We start from the raw sequence: 17,407 nt of genomic DNA, 5'->3' as shown, positions 1-17,407 counted from the left end.
GATGAGTACGATCACTGACGACGAGTCGGAGGACGCACAGAAGTACGAGGAGAGCCGCGTCTACACCTGGCTCGACGACCGTCTCGACCTGAACGAGGAGTTCCTCGGGAAGGCGTTCCCGGAGGACCGCTACGCTTCGTTCCTCCTCGGTGAGGTGTCGCTGTTCAGCTTCGTCATCCTCGTTCTGACGGGGACGTTCCTCGGGATGCTCTACCGGCCGGGCTCGGCGTCCGTCACCTACGACGGCATCCTCGCGGAGTACGCGGGTACGGAGGTGCCGATGGCGTTCGCCTCCGTCCTCCGCATCACGTACGACGTCCCGATGGGGATGTTCATTCGGATGGTCCACCACTGGGGTGCGTACCTCTTCGTCGCCGCGATGGGCCTGCACATGCTTCGGGTCTTCTTCAGCGGCGCCTACCGCAACCCGCGCGAACTGAACTGGGTGGTCGGCTCGACCCTGCTCTTCCTCGGTATCGGCGAGGGGTTCATGGGGTACGCCCTCCCGTTCGACGAGTACGGGTCGACGGCGACCGGCATCGGCTTCAACATCGCTAGCTCCATCCCGGTCATTGGTGAGACGCTCACCAAGATCCTCTTCGGCGGTATGTGGCCGGACAACGCCGCGGTCGTCCTGCCGCGGATGTTCTTCTACCACGTCTTCCTCCTCCCGCTCATTATCGGCGGCCTCATCGCGGTGCACATGCTCCTGCTCATCCGGCAGAAGCACACCGAGCAGAAAGGGTCCCGCGACGGCGAGGCGGACGTCGAGGCGGACAACGAGTCCGTCGTCACCGGCGTCCCGCTCGTCCCGAACCAGGTCGCGGTGACGCTCATCGTCTTCCTCTCGGTCTTCGGCGTGCTCGCGCTGCTGGCGGGCTTCTTCCCGGTGCAGCGCCTCCCGGTCTGGGGTCCGAACGACCCCTTCGCCACGCCGGCCGGCGTCGCGCCTGACTGGTACTTCATGTGGGTGTTCGGCATCTTGAAGATCATCCCCGGGTTCGTCCCGCGCGCCGAGTTCACGGGTGGCGTCCTCGTGCCGGGCGTCATCGCGACGGTGCTCGTGCTCTGGCCGTTCATCGACTACAAGCGCGATCCCGTCCACTTCACCGCGGACCCGATCGAGCGCCCGCTCCCGACTGCAGTCGGCGTCGGCGCGGTGACGCTCATCATCATGCTGTCCATCGACGGCATGAACGCGACCGTCGCCGGCCTCGTCGGGATGGATACTGACCCGGTGACGATCCAGTACCTGCTCCCGCTCACGATCATCATCCCGATCGTCTGGGGACTCATCACCTACTACGTGCTCAAGCGTGGTGTCGAACGGCGCGCGGACTCGGGTGCCGCGCCGACCGACGACGACTCCGACACCGCGGCCACGCCGTCGGACGACTGAGCGGCGCGTGGCTCTCACGACACTCACGCCGCGTCAGTATCGCGCACTCGACCGCGTGACGAAGCTCGTCGCGGTCGTGCTGTTGACGACGGCGCTCGTGCCGGGCGTGCTCTCGGGGGTTCCGAAACTCCTCTGTGGGCTGCTCGGCGTCGTGCTCGGCGTCCTCACCGTCTTCGTCGACGTGGCGGACGGCGTGGACTCGACGGACTGAGCGCTCGTCTCTCTCTGTTTCTCGTTCTGTCCTCAGCCGCGTAGAAGGAGTGTCGTCAGTCGTCCGCGGCGGTGACAGCTTCGCGGAACGCCTGCTCGCTCATCCGGTACTTGAACTTCGGCGTTCCCTCGACGAACACGTACGGGACGCGCTCGCCGTATGCCTCGCGCAACTCGGGGTCGTCGTCGACGTCGACGACGGTGACGTCGAGGTCGTAGTCGGCGCCGACGCGCCCGACAGTGTCGAGGACGTCCTCGCAGAGGTGGCAGTCCTCGCGCGTGTAGACGGTGACGCTGACGGCCATCTAGTCGCTGCGGTGGAGGAGGGCGAGGAAGGCGACGGCGACGACGAGCGCGAGGACGGTGCCGACGGCCTGAATCACCATGACGGCCGTCCCGCCGGTGTACTGCCACGGCATTCCGACCAGCGTCGCGAGCGCGGCGAGCGCGACGTAGACGCCGAGGAACGTGCCGAGGACGTCGAGCGTGTCGTATCCGGAGATGACACTGGGCATGCGTGAGTCGTGGGACGGTGGCCTCCTAACGCTACCGGAAAAGGTACAACGTCTTTATTGCCGCCTCACGTATGGTTCGAATATGCCCTTTCGCCGGACGCGACGGTCCGTGCTCGCCTCCCTCGGTACTCTCGTGTCTGTGGGCTGTCTCGGGGTTTCGCCGCGCCGGCGGACGGGGTCGGTCTTCATCGACAACCGCGACGTCACCGCCCACACCGTCCGCGTCGTCGTACTGGACGGCCCCGAGAAAGTCGGCGAGAAGCGGACGGTCACGGTGAAACCGGGCTCGCAGCGGACGATGTCACGCTACTTCGTCGCGGCCGGCGTCTACAGGGTCCGCGTCGTCCTCGACGACGGCGCCTCGACGGCGACGGCGACGCTGACGGTCCGGAGCGACTCGCCGGGCGAATACCTTCGTGCGACCATAGAGGGCGGCGGCATCACCCTCGACGTCCGGCACGCCGAATAGAGGAGGAGTGCCGTCGCTTGTGGGTTTGTAGAAGCGGGCCGAGCGCGATTTGAACACGCGACCGTCTGGTTAAAAGCCAGACGCTCTGCCAGACTGAGCTATCGGCCCTCGTCCGATATCTGGTGGGCGCGCGGTTAAACGTTTACTACTCGCGCCGTGGGGCGCGTACGTGCTCGTTGACGCGGTGGGCGCGCTTCAGTCGAGGTAGGCGTCGAGGGCGTCCGTGACAATTTTCCCGGGGCCGGCGTCCTCGAGGGCAGCCTGCCGGCGGAGCTCCCGATAGGTGTCGAGCGGGAGTGTGACGGTGAGCTCGCCGGGCGTGACGCCGCGCTCGCGGAGCGCTTCCTCGACGGGACGGCCGTCGTTCACCTCGCTCGCGATAGCCCGGACTTCGCGTACGGTGAGGTCGTTGTCGATGACGGCGAACGCGAGTTGGTAGCGGGCCTCGCCGCCGACGCGCGCGATGTGCTTCGCGGCGGTCGGCGGGATGTGCCCGACGGCGACGTGCCGGCGGACGGGGCGTGGGAGGTCGTGGACGCGCGCCCACTTCCGGATGAAGGAGACGGTGACGCCGTCGCCGGCGCGTTCGGCGGCGGCCTTGTAGGAGCCTTCGGCACGCACGAGCGCGGCGCAGGCGGCGGCGCCGCGAAGCATGTAGAAGCGGTCGTCGCCCAACTCCCCATGTGCGAACGCGTTGACGGTTTCCGCGGCTTCGCGGACGCTTTCTGGGTCGTTGGGGTCGAACTCGACGGCTTCTTTCGCGCGCTCGCCGGCGACGCGTTCGTCCCCGCGGATGACGGGCGCACCGACCGGCGACTCTCGGTCGGTTGGTGGTATCTCTGCGGGCCCGTCGCTCATACTACGCGGTAGAACACCCGCGATATAAAGGTCTATTCCTCGGCGCGGCGCTCGCTGAGGTGCTCCCAGATTTCGGTGCACCCCGCCCCGGGCTCGACGTCGTCAAGGTGGTCGTCCCCGTCGCGTCCGGCTTCAGTTTTCGTCTCTGCCATGTACCGTCTCGTATGTCGTCTACCCGGATAAGTACGCCTACGCTCGCACTACCCGCCTTTGCTCCCGGTTAGAGGATGGTGTTGCCTCTACCGGTGACAGGCGTCACTTAGCCGAATTTCGGCCGAGTCACCGCAGGGGTCCCCTGTGTGTGGCTCCCGGCCACTCACGCTCGGCTGTCGAATCGGGGTCAGCCCCGATACCGGAAATTCCCGCTCCTTTCGTGTGGCACCGATTTTGCGCCATTAGATATCGAGTGACACACCGTTTGTCGGCGCGCTCGCGGCGAACCCGTCCTCACGGAGGGCGGCGGCGAACCGGTCGGTCGCGTCGCCGTGCACGGTCAGCACGCGCGCGTCCCGGTAGTCATCGAGGAACGAGCGGAGCCCCTCGCGGTCCGCGTGCGCGGAGAAGTCGAACGCCTCGCGGCGCGCCGCCACCGGGAGGACGCGGCCGTCGAAGTCCGCGCGCCCGCGTTCGAGCAGCGCGCGCCCCGGCGTCCCCTCGACCTGGTGGCCGACGAACGCCACGAGGTTCGTCGGACTCCCGCGGATCTCGGGGACGTACGTCATCGCGGGGCCGCCCGTGAGCATCCCGCTCGTCGTGACGATGACGGTGTTCTGTCCCGCGATGCGCTTCTTCTGGCCGCGACGCCCCGTCACGAAGCGCGCGTGGCGCATCGCCGACCGGAAGGCCTCCGGGTCGCGCAGGGAGTCATCGACGCGTCGCAGGCGCTTTGCCACCTCGACGCCCATCCCGTCGACGTAGCAGTCGATGTCGTAGGCGTCGCAGACGAGCATCGCCTCCTGCGTCCGTCCCACCGCGAACGCCGGGACGACGACGGTACCGCCGCGATGCACTGTCTCGCGGAGCGCGCGGGCGAACCGCTCCTCGGTGTCGCGCCTGTCGCCGCGCGTCACGTCCGCGTACGTGCTCTCGCAGACGACGACGTCCGCGTCGGGGCGCGCCGTCGATCCCGACAGCAGGCGCTGGTCCTCGGTGTGGAAGTCGCCGGTGTAGAGGAGCCGCGTGTCGCCGTCGTTGACGAGGACGTGCGCGCTCCCGGGGATGTGGCCGGCGTCGAAGAACGTCACCTCGTGGCCGGCGGCCTCGAAGGTCTCGCGATAGCCGTGCGTCTCGGAGACTTCGCCGAGCGCGCCGATTTCGGCGCGCGTGAACGGTCGGTTGTACTGGTCGCGCTGGAGTTTCAGCGTGTCGCGCGCGAGCAACTCGGCGAGTTCGCGCGTCGCCGGCGTCCAGTGAATCGGCGGACGGCGACCGCCCGAGAGGAGGCTCGGCACCGCGCCGACGTGGTCGAGGTGGCCGTGTGAGACGACGACGGCCTCCGGGTCGACGTCGATGGGGGTGCGCGGCGGCGTCCCGCCCTCGAGTCCGTAGTCGATGAGGAGGCGGTCGTTCACCAGCAGGGCGCTGCGGCCGATCTCGTCCGCCCCGCCGAGGAACCGGATGTCCATTATCCGGACCTAGGGCCGCAGGCGGTTTGGGCGCGTCGACTCCGGCCACCCGACTTACGGCGATTCACTCGCTAGCCCCGCGTGATGACGGAGCTCTACGCGTTCAACACGGGCGATTGGGCCTACGAGTACAGCTCGATGCTGCGCCTCAAGAACCCAGGCGAGCGCTACCCGTCGCTCTGCCCATGCTACCTCATCGACCACCCGGAGGGGCTCGTCCTCGTGGACACGGGCGTGAGCCACGACCTCGTCGCGAACCCCGCGGAGTACGGCGCGTACGGCGCGCCCGGGTTCGCCGACTTCGCGGCGGACGACGTCTCCGTCGAGGGCCGACCGAGCGCCGCCGACGCCGTCGCGGACGCCGGCTACGACACCTCGGCGGTGGACTACGTCGTCCTCACACACCTCCATCTCGACCACGCCGGCGGCATCACGGAGTTCCCGGACGCGGAGTTCCTCGTACAGCGCGACGAACTCGCCTACGCGTGGTGGCCCGCCGACCCCGTCCAGCGACGCCTCTACGTCGAGGGCGACTTCGGCGTCCTCCGCACGCCCGACTACGAGGTGACGGAACTCACGGGCCGCCACGACGTCTTCGGCGACGGCAGCGTCCGGTGTGTGCCGACGCCGGGGCACTCGCCCGGCCACCAGTCGGTCGTCGTGGACCTCCCTGAGACGGGGACGGTGGTGCTCGCGGGTGACACGGCGTTCACGGAGGAGGCCGTCGAGCGCGACCTGCAACCGCCGTTCGCGTGGGACACCGAGGCAGCACTGGCCTCAACGCGCCGCATTCGGGACCTCGCGCGCCGCGAGGACGCGGACGTGGTGCTCGCACACGACCGGGAGCACCACGAGGACCTGCCGACGCCGCCGAACGCGCTCGAATAACCGGAAGAAGGGTGGTTACTCGCTCTCGCGTGCGAGCGCGAGCGAGTAGGTGAAGCCGTAGTAGGCGACGACGCCGCCGGCCATCGCGAGGTAGTAGGCGATGTCGGGCGCGCCGAACCCGCGGAAGAGCACCGTGACGAGGACGACCCACGCGATGGCGAACACGAGGTCGAAGAGCATCCCGTCGTGGTGCTCGACGACGTGGTCGCGGACGGCGTCGAGGGCGCTCATTCCGCGGCCTCCTCACCCTCCACGTCCACGACGAGCACGGGGACGCGGGTACGGCGAAGTACTTTCTCGGTGACACTCCCGAGGAGGGTGCGCGAGAGACCGGAGCGGCCGTGCGACCCCATCACGATGAGGTCGACGTCGGTCTCGTCGACGAACTTCCGGATGGCGCGCGCGGGCGACCCGGTGCGGACGTGCTCCTCGACGTCGAGGCCGCGTTCGCGTGCGGCGTCCGCGACGTAGCCGGTCGCCTCCTCGGCTTCGGCCTTGACTTCGGGCATCTCGTCGAGTTTGCCCTGTCGCAGCCGGTCGACCTGCTCGGTGCCGAGCGAGAGGTTGGTGGCATCCACGTCGATGACGTAGAGCGCGTGGACTGTAGCGTCGTATTTCGCGGCGAGGTCGACGGCGCGCTCGACGGCGGCCTCCGCGACGTCGCTGCCGTCCGTGGGGACGAGGATGTTGTCGTACATCAGTCGTCACCACTCACGACGTCCTCGGCGGCTTCCTGGCGGTTCATCGGCTCGGGGCTGTGACACTGCCTGACAAGGCGTTTCGTGTCGAGGTCGGGCTCCGGCGTCGTCATCGAGACGGCGATGGTGACGACGAAGACGATGGGGACGGCGACGAGCGCAGAGCCGATGGCGGGCACCCACTGTGCGAGCACCGGCGAGATGATGCCGTCGGAGCCGGCCATCCCGGCGAGGAGGCCGTAGGACGGCAGCACCTCGTTGAGCATCGGGATGAACCAGATGACGAGGCCCGTCGTCATGCCGGCGAGCGCGCCCTGGCGGTTCGTGTTCTCCCACCAGAGGCCGAGGAAGAACATCGGGAACAGGACGGCGCCGGCGAGCGAGAACGCGTAGGAGACGAGCGCTGCAATGGGTGCGGCGGGGTCGAGTGCGGCGAGCGTCGTGAGCACGCCGAGCGCGATGATGCTGAGGCGACCGACGAGCACCTGCTGGCGCTGGGTCGCGTCGGGGTTGATGAGGCGCTTGTAGATGTCGTGCGAAATCGCGGAGGAGCCGGTGATGAAGAGGCCGGCCGTGGTCGCGATTGCGGCGGCGATACCGCCGGCGGCGACGAAGCCGACGAACCACGTCGGGAGGCCGGAGAGTTGCGTGGCGAGCACGACGATGACGTCGCCGGCGGCGCTCGTCATGCCGGGGTCGCCGTAGACGGCGCCGATGTTCTTCGCGTAGAGGTCGGTGCCGAACGCGGCGAACGCGGGCGCGCTGAAGTAGAGGAGGCAGATGAAGCCGAGTCCCCAGACGGTCGACCAGCGCGCGGTACGCTCGCTCTCGACGGTGTAGAAGCGCACGAGGACGTGTGGCAGTCCACAGGTCCCGACGATGAGGCTGAATGCGGTGGCGATCCAGAGGTAGTAGCCGCCGTTGACGAACGGCGCGCTGAACTCGCGGCCGAGCGCGGCGAACATCTGGCCGTACTCGATGTGCGGGAGGACGGTGGAGTAGCCGTTCACCCAGCCGACGGCGTAGAGGCCGACGAGGAACGCGACGATGAGGATGGTGTACTGGACGGCCATGTTCTTCGTCGCGCCGAGCATCCCGGAGAGGGTGAGGTACCCCACGGTAATCGCCATCATGAGGACGACCATCGACTGGTAGCCCGACAAGCCGGGGATGCCGATGTCGCCGAAGATGTAGAGGCCGACGAGGCCCATGCCGCGCGCCTGCCCGATGGCGTAGACGAACCCGATGAGGAACGTCGTGACGGCGGCGATGGCGCGCGCGGTGTCGGAGTTGAAGCGGTCGCCGACGAAGTCCGGGGCGGTGTACTTCCCGAAGCGACGCATCTGCGCCGCCATGAAGATGAGGAGGATGAAGTAGCCGGCGGACCAGCCGACGACGAACGCAAGGCCGTAGAACCCGGAGAGGGCGATGAGTGCGGCCATTCCGAGGTAGGACGCGGCGCTCATCCAGTTGGCGCCGATAGCCATGCCGTTCTCGACGTTCCCGATGGAGCGCCCGGCGACCCACATGCTCTCGGTGTCGGCGACTTTGAAGACGAAGCCGATGACGAGGAAGGAGCCGAGCATCACCGTGACGAGGATGGCCGGCAGGAGCTTGAACGAGACGTTCAGCCCCTCGGGGAGGAGGCCGGCCTGCAGGACGAGTGCGTCGATCATTCTGCGGCCTCTCCGTGGCTGATGCCGTACTTCTCGTCGAGCTCGTCACGCTTGCGGGCGTACCAGAACGCCAGTACGAGCGCGCCGCCGGGCGCGCCGATGGCAACGAGGAAATAGTGGAGTGGGAAGCCGATGACGGGCATCGTGGTGGTCATCGCGCCGGGCGCGACGGCGGTGAGCGTTACCGGCCCGAAGACGATGACGGCCCACGCGACGAACCCGGTCCAGATGACCCGGAGGTGGTCGCGCATGAATGGCGTGCTCGGCCGGAGGAGGTTCACTTCGGAGGTGAGGTAGTCTGTCTCGCTGTGCGTCTGCGTGCCACCCGCGACTGCGCCGCCGTCCGGTTCGGCGTGCGGGCGGTCCGACGTATCGTGACTGTCTTTCTCTGTCATGGTATGTGGACCCATCCACCGCGCTCGGCGATGATCTGTCGAGAACGCGGCGGTTCTGGAGCCAGTTCGTCCGTTGAACTCGTTTCTCTCTCACCCGACTGCCGTCGGGGAATCCATAACAATCGTTACCAACAGACGGAATAAATGTTTCCATTAATCATGTGCCAGTGCGGGGTCAAAATACCCCCCGTTCACGCCCGCCACCGACGTACCACGAACTCGCCGTACCCCCCGTAGGCGAGGTCTAGACTCCCCATCCACCAGTTCCATCGGGACGCCACGCGCTCGTCCGGCGCGTCGCGCAAGTGCTCCGTCGCCTCCGCGGGCGTGAGCGGGCGGCCTGTGTCCGCCTCGTACTGCCTGCTCGCCGCGAGGTCCGCCGCAAACCGCGCGACGGCGTCGTGTTCGCTCTCGCTCCCCGCGAACGCCTCGAACGCCGCCCGGAACTCTGCTCGCGTCGCGCTCATGCGTCCCCCTCCGTCCCGCGTGCGGAAGACACTGGCCCCGGGCGTGCGGCGCTCGCCGAACTCGCGACGCTCGCGGCCCGGGACGTCACCGAGACGCGCCGGAAAGGCTTTTGCGCGGCCCGGTAGACGTACCGCCCATGAAGGTCCTGCTGGGTATCGGCGGCAGCGACGACTCGCTCGAAGCTCTCGACCGGACGGTCGAGCGGGCCGTCGAGGCCGGCGACGAACTGACGGTCGCGGTGCTCGACAACCCCGAGAGCGAGCGCTCCGCGGAGGAGGTCATCGAGCACGCCACCGAGGTCATCGAGGACGCCGGCCTCGACGCCGACGTCCGCCACATCACGGGCGACCCGGGGAGCGAAATCGTCCAACTCGCCGAGCGCGAGGAGTTCGACCAGGTCGTCCTCGGCGGCGGCGAGCGCAGTCCGATGGGGAAGATTCGGCTCGGCCACATCGCCGAGTTCGTCCTGCTGAACTCGCCCGTTACCGTCACGCTAGTCAGATGACAGACGACACCGCCACCGACGCGGGCGACCCCGGCGGCCCGTTCCCCGTCCCGCCGCTCTCCTTTACCGACGCGGAGGGCCACGAGATATCGGTTCGCCCGCTCACCGCGGCGGACGGCCCCGAGTTCGAGGCGCTCGTCGAGATGTACGTCGACTTCGACCCGAGCATGCGCGCGCAGGGCATCCCGCCCACCGGTGAGTCCCGCGTTCGGGAGTGGCTCGAAACGCTCGTCGGCGGCGACGACGGCTACAACGTCGTCGCGTGGGACGGTGAGGCCGCCATCGGGCACGCGACGCTCGTCCCGGACGGCGAAGCCGGCTACGAGCTCGCCATCTTCGTTCACCAGGACTACCAGGGCTGTGGCATCGGGACGCGACTCATCCGCGCGCTCCTCGGCTACGGCATCGAGAACGACGTCGAGAGCGTCTGGCTCACCGTCGAGCGCTGGAACCACGCGGCCGTCGCGCTCTACGAGAAGGTCGGCTTCGAGACGACGAGCGCGGAGAGTTTCGAGTTGGAGATGGCGATGGACCTCTCGGACGCTCAGACCGAGAGCACGGGCTGACTCGCGTAGAGCAGCACGTACTCGGCGACTTTCTCGAGGACGGCACCTGGCGGGTCGGCGCTCGAACGGCCCTCGCGCGGCAGGACGATGAAGTCCGCGCCCACCTCCTCTGCGCTGTCGAGGATGACGCTCCCCGGGTGGTGGGTCTTGCGCTGCGTGGAGAAGCCGTGCATGATTGACGTCGCGACGTCGACGCGCCCCTCGGCGTACGCGCGGACGTCGTCGAGGAACGCTCCGTGGTGGTCCGCGACGCCCTCGTCACCCGTCTCGATGTCGGGCGTGACGTCGTCGCCGAGGACGAACAGGGCGTGGACGTCCGCGTCGTAGCGCTCTGCGACCGCGACGGCGTACTCGGCGGCGGTCCCGGACGCCTCGCTCCCGTCGACGGGGACGAGGACGGTCTCGACTTCGAGGGTCATGTCGGGGCGTGCGCGGGCCGCCACCAAAAGCCCACCGAGGAGTGGGAATTAAGTGCGGACGCGGCGACGTCCCGCGTATGATAGACACCGTGGTCGTCGCGACCGACGGCTCCGAGAGCGTCCAGCGCGCCGTCGACGTCTCGCTCGACCTCGCGCGGCGCTTCGACGCCACCGTCCACGCGCTCTCGGTGGTGAACGAGAGCGAGGTGACGAACGCGCCCGAGGACGTTCGCGCCGAGGTGGAGGAAACGCTCGAGGAGCGCGCCGACGAGGCGCTCGCGGGCGTCGCGTCCCACACCGACCAGCCGGTGACCACGGCGGTCCGCGAGGGCCGACCCGCCGACGAGATACTGTCGTACGCGAAGGCGGTGGACGCGGACGTCGTCGCGACCGGCACCCGCGGGCGGCACGGCGAGAACCGCCTGCTCATCGGGTCGGTGGCCGAGGACGTCGTCCGCAACTCCCCCGTCCCGGTGTTGACGGTGCGGCAACTCGGCTCGGACGAATCGGCCCGCTAACCGTCGGCTTCTTCCGGCTACGGGCACTCCCACCGATATGGAAGACTGGGTCATCGACGACGACACCCTCTCGCTCGAACGGAAGTCCCGCCTCCCGGGCCGAGGGTTCTTCGTCCCCGACGACATCTCGGCCGCCCAGAAGGACGAGGAAATCCGCGAGCGCGTGGAGGATGCGGACGTCATCGTCGTGGCGGACCCGGACGCTGACGGCCTCGCGTGTGCCGCCATCGTCCGCGAAGTCCACGGCGAGGCCGCCATCGTCCCCGCCAGTCCGCACACCCTCGAAGACGGCCTCGAACGCGCCGCCGAGTACGGCCCGAAGGACGCGACGGTCTACGTCTGTGACCTCTGTCCGGACCGCTACAAGTACGTCGAGTCCGAACTCGAACGCCTCGTTTCGCACGCGAGCGCGGTCCACTGGTACGACCACCACCAGTGGACCGACGAGGCGATGGAGGGCGTCCGGGGCGCCGGCGTCGACCTCGTCGTCGGCGAGTCCGACGAGGAGTGCACGGCAGACGTCGCGGTCCGCTCCGTCGAGGCCGACCTGCCGCGCCACCTCGTCGAACTCGCGGCGGTCACGCGCGACCACGACCTCTGGATCAAGGAGGACCCGCGCAGCGACGACCTCGCGGACTACTCGCACTGGTCGGAGGACGAGGAGTACGTCGAGACGGTCCGCGAACACGGCCCCGACCTCCCGCAGGACGTGATGGACTTCCTCGAGGAGGAGCGCGTCGAGAAGCAGGCGCTCATCGAGAAGGTCACCGAGCGCGCCGAAATCGTCACCGTCGAAGCCGGCGGCGAGGAAATCGAGGTCGGACTCAGCTACGGCCGGTGCTCGCAGAACGAGGTCGCGGAGAACCTCCGCGAGCAGGGCGCTGACGCCGCAGTCGTCGTCAAACCCGCGGGGTCGGCCTCCATCCGCGGGAGCGAGGGCTTCGAGCGCTGTCACGAAGTTGCCCGCCAGGTGAACGGCGGCGGCCACCCGCGCGCGGCCGGCTGCAAGCCCGACATCTACGACGACATGCTCGACTACGCCCACCACTGGTCGACGGGCGGCGCGGTCGCGACGCAAGTCATCCTCTCGGCGTTCCGCGCGCTCCCCGAGGAGCCCGCTGACGACGAGGAGAGCGAGGAGTAACTACAGTTCGCGGACGAACGCCCGGAGTCGCTCGGCTTCGCGCTCTTTCTCGGCGTCCGCGTACCAGTACTCGAACCAGACCAGCGGCGCGAGCGTCGTGAGCAGGAGGTAGTCCCCGTAGCGTGCGCCGTGCTCGGAGCGTCCGTACCCCTCGTGGAGCGCCGCCCGAACGCGGCGGCGGCACTCGCTGTCGTGTGGCGCGCGCCCGCAGAGGTACTGCTCCGTCTCCGCGAGCGTGTACGCTCGGTCGGTGACGCGGACGTTCCCCCAGTCGAGCACCGCGGCGGTCGCGCCGTCGGCGTCCAGCAGGAGGTTCCCCAGGCGGTAGTCGACGTGCGCGAGCACGGGGTCGGCCTCGTGCGTGGCGACGCGCTCCAGCGCCGCCTCGACGCGGTCCGCCAGGTCGCCGTAGAGGTCGTCGAAGCGCCCGCTCGCCACTTCGGACGCGCTCGCGGGGTCGAGCTCGTCGAGGTGGTCGCGGACGATGCCCGCGAGCGAGTCGACCCAGTCGTCGTGTACGTCGGTGAGTGCGATACCGCCGTTCCCGCCCGGGAGTTCGACGGCCGCGTCACGCTCGGCGTCGCGCGCCGACCAGACCCGCCCGTAGGCGTCGAAGTCACCGATGGCGTGTAGCTCGGCGAGGAACTCTCCGGCGTCCCGCGCGGCCCGCTCGCGGCCCGCGATATCGAGGTCCCTGTCGGCGCGGCCCTCGGGGACGTACTCGGTGAGGACGAACGGCGCGGGCAACTCGTCGTGCGCGTCCACGAACCCGACGAGGCTCGGTACCGGAATCGACGTCCGGGTGGCGACGAGAGCGAGCAGCCGCGGTTCGACCCGAAACCGGGGTGGGTCGACGAACTGCGCGGCTTTCAGGACGTAGTCGCCGTTGGCGCCGCTGACGCGGTAGACGGCGTCCGTCCCGTCCGCGATGGGTTCGACGCCGCGCACCCGGACCCCGTCGTCGACGGCCGCGACCATCGCGCGGACCGTCGCCGCGTCGAACGGGTCGGCGTCGGCCGCGTCGAACCCCGCGACCATCCTAGCGCTCGCCGCAGAGCCAGCGCTCCGAGTAGGACGCGCCGCAGCTGCAGTGCGCGTAGGCGTGGACGACGGCGCCCTCCGCGTAGAGGCCGCCGACTTCCTCGTTCTGCGCCTCGGTGAACGCGAAGACGAACTCGACCTCGTGGTCCTCGCCGTCGCCGGCCTCCGGGCACTCGCCGCCCGCGAGGTCCGCGTCAATGTGGCCGTCCGACCCCATCGCGCCCTGCGCGAACTCCATCGCGTCCATCCCGGTGGTCTTCTTGAAGACGCTTCGGCCCTTCTCGCCGTCGACGACGAGCACGACGCCCTCGTCGGTGGCGACGGCATCGTCGCGGTCCGCGAGCGCCTCGACGTTCGAGACGGCGGCCTCGGTGAGGTAGAGTGCGACGTCCTCGTGGCGCTCGCCCGCGAGGAATTCGGTGTACCTGTCGGTCATACACGACCTAGTGGCTCGCGCAAGAAAAGCGGCGTGTGTCGGCGCGATGTGTCCGCGCTACTCGCGGGGCGGGCGGCCCGCTCGCGCGTTCGGTCGCCCCTCCGGGCCGACCTACTCGCCTTCCTCGCCGTCCTCCTCGTCCTCGCTGAGGAGTTCGGCGACGGACTGCTCGCCCGTCTCGACGACCTTCGCGTTAATCTGGACCGTCGCGTCCGAGACTTCGCTGCCGCGAACGCTGATGCGGCGGCGCTCGCCGTCGCGCTCGGGGTTGAAGCCGACGCCGCCCTTCGCAAGGACGTCGTCGAGGCCTGCACCGGGGACGTTGGGGCGCATCGGGCGCCCGGCCGCGTCGGAGCCGCCGGTGATTTCGAGCGTGCAGCCGGTCAGTCCAACGGCGTCGCCATCGACTTCGTCGCCGATATTCCGACCGATGAAGCGGTTCGCGTCCTGTCCCTCGACTTCGACGGAGTGAGCCGTCCCCTCGACGGGGTCGGCCACCACGACGTTGAACGTAGCCATACCCGATGGGTGGCTTGCGCGCCCTAAAAGTACGTCGAAACCCCCTACAGCGGGTCGGCGACACGCTTTTGGCCGTCACCGGGGTACCTCGGGTATGAGCGAGGACGACGCGACGCCGGACGCCGAGCAGGCCGAGTCCGACGGCGGGAGCGACCCGACGCCGGGCGTCCCCGACGACGTCCAGAAGTACGACCGCTTCAAGAAGATGGACGGCGCGGAGTACGAGCGCGTGAACGAATTCCTCCGCGACCGGACGTACATCACTGCCCGCGAGTGGGCCATCGCGCGCCTCTGCGCGGACTTCCGGACGGAGACCGGCGTCGAGATGACGAAGATCGGCGAGAACCTCCCCGAGCTCGTCCCCTTCATGACGGACACCTACACGCCACAGGCCGTCAATCAGGCGCGCTCGGCGTTCGAGGACAAGGTGACGAAGGCGGGTGCGACGTTCCTCTACGGCGCGATGAGCGACTTCTTCACGGCGGACGAACTGGACGACCTGATGTACGAGGCGACGGAGGTCGCGAAGTTCCTCCTCGAAGTCGAGGGCGTCGAGCTCTCCGTCGAGGAGGAACTCGACGCGGAGGACCGCATCTCCGGCGTGATGCAGGACGTCCGGGAGGCCAGCGACGAACTCCGGCGTTCGGAGTCGACGTGCCCGAACTGCGGGCACGAGATGTCCGGGGACGCCGGCCACGCGGACGACTGACGCTCAGTCGGCGTCGTCGCCGACCGCGTTCTCCCGTTCCTCGGAGAGTTTTCCGGCGAGCACGGCGTTCACGACGGCACCCACCAGCAGGACGAGCGCCGCGACGTAGAGCCACGTGAGGAGGAGCATCACGGCGCCAAGTACGCCGTAGGCCTGATTCGCGCCGGCGTAGGCGACGTAGGCGCGGAAGACGACGCCGAGGCCGAGCCAGCCGGCGGCGGCGACGGCGGCCCCGGGAAGCGCGTCGCGCAGCGACACCTCGGTGTCCGGGAGGACGTAGTAGAGCGGGAGGAACGCCACGGTCAGGCCTCCGAGGAGGAGGACGGGCCCGAGCAGGTCGAGGAGGAGTTGGTCGACGACGACGGTGAGCGCGACGCCGATGCCGACGAGCGCGACGGCGGCGGCGGCGAGGCAGGCGAGCGCGACGGCCCCGTCCTTCACGGCGTTGACGAAGCCGGCGTCCTCGGTGCCGTAGACGACAGCGAACGCCGTGTTCAATCCCCGGAACACTTTGAGTGCGCTCCACGCGAGGACGGCGACGCCGAGGAGGGAGGTGCCGAACGCGCCGGTCTTGCTCGTCAGCGCGCCGCGCAGGAGTTCGGCGGCGTTCGGCGAGAGGAAGCCCTGCAGGACGGAGACGACGGCGTCCGCCGCCCCGGGGCCGCGTATCGCGGCGGCGAGCGCGAACACGAGGACGAGTAGCGGGACGAGCGAGACGAACGCGGCGTACGCGATGGCGCCCGCGACGAACGGGAGGTTCCGGTCGCGGACGACCGCGACGCTCTCCACAATCGCTTCGCGGAGCCGTGCGACCGAGACGTCGCTCATACGTGACCCGTCGGGCGTCCGCGGGTTGAACGTTCGGGCTTCGACGGCCCGATTTCGCTCTCAGCGGACGTTCTCGCGGGTCGCCACTCCTCGCTCGAGTTGCCCCGAACCCTCGCTAGCGCTCGGCTTCGCGGACGTTCTCGCCGTCTGCGTCGCCGAAGCGTTCGCCGTCGGCCTGCCAGACGAACTCGCCCCGGCGCATCGTCCAGACGGGGAAGACGCCCTCGAAGCCCGCGAACGGCGTCCACTCGCACTTCGAGTGGAGGTCGTCGCCGCGAATCGCGCGGACGTCATCGGGGTCGTAGAGCGCGAGGTCGGCGTCGTACCCCTCGGCGACACGGCCCTTCGACTCGACGCCGAAGATTTCGGCGGGGGCCGCCGCGGTCACGTCGCGGACCCGCTCGACGGTGAGGTCGGTGTCGTGCGTGGCGGCGAGGAGGAGGGGCACCATCGTCTCGACGCCCGGCACGCCCGAGGGCGCGTTCCAGACGTCGGCGTCCTTCTCGTCCCGCGTGTGGGGCGCGTGGTCGGTGGCGACGACGTCGACCGTCCCGTCGACGAGGCGCTCGAAGAGCGCGGCGCGGCGCTCCTCGCTCCGCAGCGGCGGGTTCATCCGGCCGAACGTCCCCAGCTCGTCGTAGTCCTCGGTCGAGAGGAAGAGATGGTGGGGCGTCACCTCACAGGTGAGACCGCCCTCGCGGGCGATGTCGACGGCTTCCGGCGTCGAGGTGTGCGCGAGATGGACCTGTGCGTCGGCGTCGCCGGCCACCTCGACGGTGCGCTCGGCGGCGGCGATTTCGGCGTCGGCCGTCCGATAGTCGCTCCACGCGGCGACGTCGTCGCGCTCCGTGGCGCTCTCGTCGAAGCGCGTCGCGTCCTCGGCGTGCACGGTGACGGGGACGTCCGCGTCTGCGGCGCGCTCGACGGCGTCCGCGAAGAGGTCGGCGTCGATGCCCATCTCGCCGGTGGAGTCTGCCAGGAACACCTCGCCGAGCGCGAACAGCGGACGCTCGAAGAGCGAGTCGGGGTCCCAGTCCTCGGTGACGCCACCGTTGATGCCGTAGTCGACGAGCGAGTCGTCGGCGAACGCCGCCTTCTCGTCGAAGGCATCGCCGGTCGTCGTCGGTGGGTCGGTGTTGGGCTGGTCGACGACGGTGGTGACGCCGCCCGCCGCGGCGGAGCGACTCCCGGTCGCCCACGTCTCCTTCTGGGCCGCGCCGGGCTGGCGGAAGTGGACGTGGACGTCGATTGCGCCCGGGAGGAGGAGTCGTTCGGCCGCGTCGATGACGTCGTCGCCGTCGAGGGCCTCGCCGACGGCGTCGATGGTCCCGTCGTCGGTGAGGCGGACGTCGCGGACTCGGCCGTCCGCGAGCGTCGCGTCGCGAATCACGCGCATACCCGCATCTCGCGCGTGCGTCGCCTAAAGCTGACGGAGAGCGCGCGTGGCAGTGTGGTCGGCGCTCCGGGTGTCAGCGCGGCCTAAACGCGTCGGGTCGCGGGGACCGCACTTTTGACCGGGGC

The 17,407-nt window shown here is 69.2% G+C and carries 24 protein-coding genes and 1 tRNA gene; 9 read left to right on the top strand and 16 right to left on the bottom strand.

Annotation, left to right across the window (positions count from 1 at the left end):
* Position 1: 1 nt before the first annotated feature.
* Positions 2–1,399, top strand: a complete 1,398-nt coding sequence (locus ACQUS8_RS10730) for a cytochrome b (protein WP_435100792.1) — start codon at positions 2–4, stop codon at positions 1,397–1,399.
* 7 nt (positions 1,400–1,406) lie between these two features.
* Complete coding sequence (locus tag ACQUS8_RS10725; RefSeq protein WP_435100758.1) at positions 1,407–1,610, top strand: hypothetical protein; 204 nt, start codon at positions 1,407–1,409, stop codon at positions 1,608–1,610.
* Between the two features lie 55 nt (positions 1,611–1,665).
* On the opposite strand, the gene ACQUS8_RS10720 is transcribed toward ACQUS8_RS10725, so the two are convergent.
* The gene (locus ACQUS8_RS10720; RefSeq protein ID WP_435100756.1) at positions 1,666–1,914 is read right to left on the bottom strand and encodes a glutaredoxin family protein; all 249 of its coding nucleotides are present in this window, start codon (positions 1,912–1,914) and stop codon (positions 1,666–1,668) included.
* The gene (locus ACQUS8_RS10715; protein WP_435100754.1) at positions 1,915–2,124 is read right to left on the bottom strand and encodes a hypothetical protein; all 210 of its coding nucleotides are present in this window, start codon (positions 2,122–2,124) and stop codon (positions 1,915–1,917) included.
* 82 nt (positions 2,125–2,206) lie between these two features.
* Between ACQUS8_RS10715 and ACQUS8_RS10710 the strand changes: the two genes are divergently transcribed.
* Positions 2,207–2,593 (top strand): hypothetical protein, encoded by a 387-nt coding sequence (locus ACQUS8_RS10710; protein ID WP_435100752.1) that lies wholly within the window; start codon positions 2,207–2,209, stop codon positions 2,591–2,593.
* A gap of 34 nt (positions 2,594–2,627) precedes the next feature.
* Here ACQUS8_RS10710 and ACQUS8_RS10705 read toward each other — a convergent pair.
* The 3 genes from ACQUS8_RS10705 to ACQUS8_RS10695 form a co-directional block, all read right to left on the bottom strand.
* Positions 2,628–2,701: transfer RNA gene (locus ACQUS8_RS10705), tRNA-Lys, on the bottom strand.
* Positions 2,702–2,788: 87 nt separating this feature from the next.
* Positions 2,789–3,451 (bottom strand): DUF7119 family protein, encoded by a 663-nt coding sequence (locus ACQUS8_RS10700; RefSeq protein ID WP_435100750.1) that lies wholly within the window; start codon positions 3,449–3,451, stop codon positions 2,789–2,791.
* A gap of 395 nt (positions 3,452–3,846) precedes the next feature.
* Positions 3,847–5,076, bottom strand: coding sequence for an MBL fold metallo-hydrolase (locus ACQUS8_RS10695; protein ID WP_435100748.1), 1,230 nt, complete (start codon positions 5,074–5,076; stop codon positions 3,847–3,849).
* An 84-nt stretch (positions 5,077–5,160) separates the two neighbouring features.
* On the opposite strand from ACQUS8_RS10695, the gene ACQUS8_RS10690 reads away from it, so the two are divergent.
* Positions 5,161–5,964, top strand: a complete 804-nt coding sequence (locus ACQUS8_RS10690) for an N-acyl homoserine lactonase family protein (protein WP_435100746.1) — start codon at positions 5,161–5,163, stop codon at positions 5,962–5,964.
* A 15-nt stretch (positions 5,965–5,979) separates the two neighbouring features.
* Here the strand turns inward: ACQUS8_RS10690 and ACQUS8_RS10685 are convergent, their stop codons facing one another.
* The 5 genes from ACQUS8_RS10685 to ACQUS8_RS10665 all read right to left on the bottom strand — a co-directional run bounded on the left by ACQUS8_RS10685 (position 5,980) and on the right by ACQUS8_RS10665 (position 9,200).
* Complete coding sequence (locus ACQUS8_RS10685) at positions 5,980–6,195, bottom strand: hypothetical protein (RefSeq protein WP_435100744.1); 216 nt, start codon at positions 6,193–6,195, stop codon at positions 5,980–5,982.
* Positions 6,192–6,662, bottom strand: coding sequence for a universal stress protein (locus ACQUS8_RS10680; RefSeq protein WP_435100742.1), 471 nt, complete (start codon positions 6,660–6,662; stop codon positions 6,192–6,194). The genes ACQUS8_RS10685 and ACQUS8_RS10680 overlap by 4 nt, the downstream gene beginning before the upstream one ends.
* A complete protein-coding gene (locus ACQUS8_RS10675) occupies positions 6,662–8,338 on the bottom strand; it encodes a sodium:solute symporter family transporter (RefSeq protein WP_435100740.1) in 1,677 nt (558 codons plus the stop codon). Before ACQUS8_RS10675 ends, ACQUS8_RS10680 begins: the two co-directional genes overlap by 1 nt.
* Positions 8,335–8,733, bottom strand: coding sequence for a DUF4212 domain-containing protein (locus ACQUS8_RS10670; RefSeq protein WP_435100738.1), 399 nt, complete (start codon positions 8,731–8,733; stop codon positions 8,335–8,337). Before ACQUS8_RS10670 ends, ACQUS8_RS10675 begins: the two co-directional genes overlap by 4 nt.
* Positions 8,734–8,924: 191 nt before the next feature.
* The gene (locus tag ACQUS8_RS10665; protein ID WP_435100736.1) at positions 8,925–9,200 is read right to left on the bottom strand and encodes a hypothetical protein; all 276 of its coding nucleotides are present in this window, start codon (positions 9,198–9,200) and stop codon (positions 8,925–8,927) included.
* Between the two features lie 137 nt (positions 9,201–9,337).
* Here ACQUS8_RS10665 and ACQUS8_RS10660 point away from each other — a divergent pair, with 137 nt between their 5' ends.
* Positions 9,338–9,706 carry a universal stress protein gene (locus ACQUS8_RS10660; protein WP_435100734.1) on the top strand — a complete coding sequence of 123 codons (369 nt, stop codon included), beginning with the start codon at positions 9,338–9,340 and terminating at the stop codon, positions 9,704–9,706.
* Positions 9,703–10,272, top strand: coding sequence for a GNAT family N-acetyltransferase (locus ACQUS8_RS10655; RefSeq protein WP_435100732.1), 570 nt, complete (start codon positions 9,703–9,705; stop codon positions 10,270–10,272). Before ACQUS8_RS10660 ends, ACQUS8_RS10655 begins: the two co-directional genes overlap by 4 nt.
* On the opposite strand, the gene ACQUS8_RS10650 is transcribed toward ACQUS8_RS10655, so the two are convergent.
* On the bottom strand, positions 10,251–10,691 hold the full coding sequence (locus ACQUS8_RS10650; protein ID WP_435100730.1) for a universal stress protein: 441 nt from the start codon (positions 10,689–10,691) through the stop codon (positions 10,251–10,253). The two genes, ACQUS8_RS10655 and ACQUS8_RS10650, sit on opposite strands and share 22 nt — an antisense overlap.
* 77 nt (positions 10,692–10,768) lie before the next feature.
* On the opposite strand from ACQUS8_RS10650, the gene ACQUS8_RS10645 reads away from it, so the two are divergent.
* Positions 10,769–11,209: a universal stress protein gene (locus tag ACQUS8_RS10645; RefSeq protein ID WP_435100728.1), complete on the top strand. Its 441-nt coding sequence runs from the start codon at positions 10,769–10,771 to the stop codon at positions 11,207–11,209.
* Positions 11,210–11,246: 37 nt separating this feature from the next.
* Positions 11,247–12,353, top strand: a complete 1,107-nt coding sequence (locus ACQUS8_RS10640; protein WP_435100726.1) for a DHH family phosphoesterase — start codon at positions 11,247–11,249, stop codon at positions 12,351–12,353.
* On the opposite strand, the gene ACQUS8_RS10635 is transcribed toward ACQUS8_RS10640, so the two are convergent.
* The 3 genes from ACQUS8_RS10635 to ACQUS8_RS10625 form a co-directional block, all read right to left on the bottom strand.
* A complete protein-coding gene (locus ACQUS8_RS10635) occupies positions 12,354–13,391 on the bottom strand; it encodes a phosphotransferase family protein (RefSeq protein WP_435100724.1) in 1,038 nt (345 codons plus the stop codon).
* A gap of 1 nt (position 13,392) precedes the next feature.
* Positions 13,393–13,830, bottom strand: coding sequence for a DUF5807 family protein (locus tag ACQUS8_RS10630; protein ID WP_435100722.1), 438 nt, complete (start codon positions 13,828–13,830; stop codon positions 13,393–13,395).
* A gap of 111 nt (positions 13,831–13,941) precedes the next feature.
* Positions 13,942–14,349, bottom strand: coding sequence for a 30S ribosomal protein S6e (locus ACQUS8_RS10625; RefSeq protein ID WP_435100720.1), 408 nt, complete (start codon positions 14,347–14,349; stop codon positions 13,942–13,944).
* 94 nt (positions 14,350–14,443) lie between these two features.
* On the opposite strand from ACQUS8_RS10625, the gene ACQUS8_RS10620 reads away from it, so the two are divergent.
* Positions 14,444–15,058, top strand: a complete 615-nt coding sequence (locus tag ACQUS8_RS10620; protein WP_435100718.1) for a DUF5806 family protein — start codon at positions 14,444–14,446, stop codon at positions 15,056–15,058.
* A 3-nt stretch (positions 15,059–15,061) separates the two neighbouring features.
* Here the strand turns inward: ACQUS8_RS10620 and ACQUS8_RS10615 are convergent, their stop codons facing one another.
* Both ACQUS8_RS10615 and ACQUS8_RS10610 read right to left on the bottom strand, forming a co-directional pair.
* The gene (locus ACQUS8_RS10615; protein WP_435100716.1) at positions 15,062–15,886 is read right to left on the bottom strand and encodes a YihY/virulence factor BrkB family protein; all 825 of its coding nucleotides are present in this window, start codon (positions 15,884–15,886) and stop codon (positions 15,062–15,064) included.
* A 115-nt stretch (positions 15,887–16,001) separates the two neighbouring features.
* Positions 16,002–17,282 (bottom strand): dihydroorotase, encoded by a 1,281-nt coding sequence (locus ACQUS8_RS10610; RefSeq protein ID WP_435100714.1) that lies wholly within the window; start codon positions 17,280–17,282, stop codon positions 16,002–16,004.
* Between the last annotated feature and the right edge of the window lie 125 nt (positions 17,283–17,407).

The sequence above is a fragment of the Halarchaeum sp. P4 genome, from assembly GCF_051195175.1.
Classification (GTDB): Archaea; Halobacteriota; Halobacteria; order Halobacteriales; family Halobacteriaceae; genus Halarchaeum.
This window is presented reverse-complemented; position numbering and strand designations above follow the sequence as displayed.

What these genes read in the sequence shown, in the direction of transcription:
- ACQUS8_RS10730 (WP_435100792.1), top strand. Translation starts at nt 2, where the DNA reads ATGAGTACGATCACTGACGACGAGTCGGAGGACGCACAGAAGTACGAG.
- ACQUS8_RS10720 (WP_435100756.1), bottom strand. Translation starts at nt 1,914, where the DNA reads ATGGCCGTCAGCGTCACCGTCTACACGCGCGAGGACTGCCACCTCTGC.
- ACQUS8_RS10715 (WP_435100754.1), bottom strand. Translation starts at nt 2,124, where the DNA reads ATGCCCAGTGTCATCTCCGGATACGACACGCTCGACGTCCTCGGCACG.
- ACQUS8_RS10710 (WP_435100752.1), top strand. Translation starts at nt 2,207, where the DNA reads ATGCCCTTTCGCCGGACGCGACGGTCCGTGCTCGCCTCCCTCGGTACT.
- ACQUS8_RS10700 (WP_435100750.1), bottom strand. Translation starts at nt 3,451, where the DNA reads ATGAGCGACGGGCCCGCAGAGATACCACCAACCGACCGAGAGTCGCCG.
- ACQUS8_RS10695 (WP_435100748.1), bottom strand. Translation starts at nt 5,076, where the DNA reads ATGGACATCCGGTTCCTCGGCGGGGCGGACGAGATCGGCCGCAGCGCC.
- ACQUS8_RS10690 (WP_435100746.1), top strand. Translation starts at nt 5,161, where the DNA reads ATGACGGAGCTCTACGCGTTCAACACGGGCGATTGGGCCTACGAGTAC.
- ACQUS8_RS10685 (WP_435100744.1), bottom strand. Translation starts at nt 6,195, where the DNA reads ATGAGCGCCCTCGACGCCGTCCGCGACCACGTCGTCGAGCACCACGAC.
- ACQUS8_RS10680 (WP_435100742.1), bottom strand. Translation starts at nt 6,662, where the DNA reads ATGTACGACAACATCCTCGTCCCCACGGACGGCAGCGACGTCGCGGAG.
- ACQUS8_RS10675 (WP_435100740.1), bottom strand. Translation starts at nt 8,338, where the DNA reads ATGATCGACGCACTCGTCCTGCAGGCCGGCCTCCTCCCCGAGGGGCTG.
- ACQUS8_RS10670 (WP_435100738.1), bottom strand. Translation starts at nt 8,733, where the DNA reads ATGACAGAGAAAGACAGTCACGATACGTCGGACCGCCCGCACGCCGAA.
- ACQUS8_RS10665 (WP_435100736.1), bottom strand. Translation starts at nt 9,200, where the DNA reads ATGAGCGCGACGCGAGCAGAGTTCCGGGCGGCGTTCGAGGCGTTCGCG.
- ACQUS8_RS10660 (WP_435100734.1), top strand. Translation starts at nt 9,338, where the DNA reads ATGAAGGTCCTGCTGGGTATCGGCGGCAGCGACGACTCGCTCGAAGCT.
- ACQUS8_RS10655 (WP_435100732.1), top strand. Translation starts at nt 9,703, where the DNA reads ATGACAGACGACACCGCCACCGACGCGGGCGACCCCGGCGGCCCGTTC.
- ACQUS8_RS10650 (WP_435100730.1), bottom strand. Translation starts at nt 10,691, where the DNA reads ATGACCCTCGAAGTCGAGACCGTCCTCGTCCCCGTCGACGGGAGCGAG.
- ACQUS8_RS10645 (WP_435100728.1), top strand. Translation starts at nt 10,769, where the DNA reads ATGATAGACACCGTGGTCGTCGCGACCGACGGCTCCGAGAGCGTCCAG.
- ACQUS8_RS10640 (WP_435100726.1), top strand. Translation starts at nt 11,247, where the DNA reads ATGGAAGACTGGGTCATCGACGACGACACCCTCTCGCTCGAACGGAAG.
- ACQUS8_RS10635 (WP_435100724.1), bottom strand. Translation starts at nt 13,391, where the DNA reads ATGGTCGCGGGGTTCGACGCGGCCGACGCCGACCCGTTCGACGCGGCG.
- ACQUS8_RS10630 (WP_435100722.1), bottom strand. Translation starts at nt 13,830, where the DNA reads ATGACCGACAGGTACACCGAATTCCTCGCGGGCGAGCGCCACGAGGAC.
- ACQUS8_RS10625 (WP_435100720.1), bottom strand. Translation starts at nt 14,349, where the DNA reads ATGGCTACGTTCAACGTCGTGGTGGCCGACCCCGTCGAGGGGACGGCT.
- ACQUS8_RS10620 (WP_435100718.1), top strand. Translation starts at nt 14,444, where the DNA reads ATGAGCGAGGACGACGCGACGCCGGACGCCGAGCAGGCCGAGTCCGAC.
- ACQUS8_RS10615 (WP_435100716.1), bottom strand. Translation starts at nt 15,886, where the DNA reads ATGAGCGACGTCTCGGTCGCACGGCTCCGCGAAGCGATTGTGGAGAGC.
- ACQUS8_RS10610 (WP_435100714.1), bottom strand. Translation starts at nt 17,282, where the DNA reads ATGCGCGTGATTCGCGACGCGACGCTCGCGGACGGCCGAGTCCGCGAC.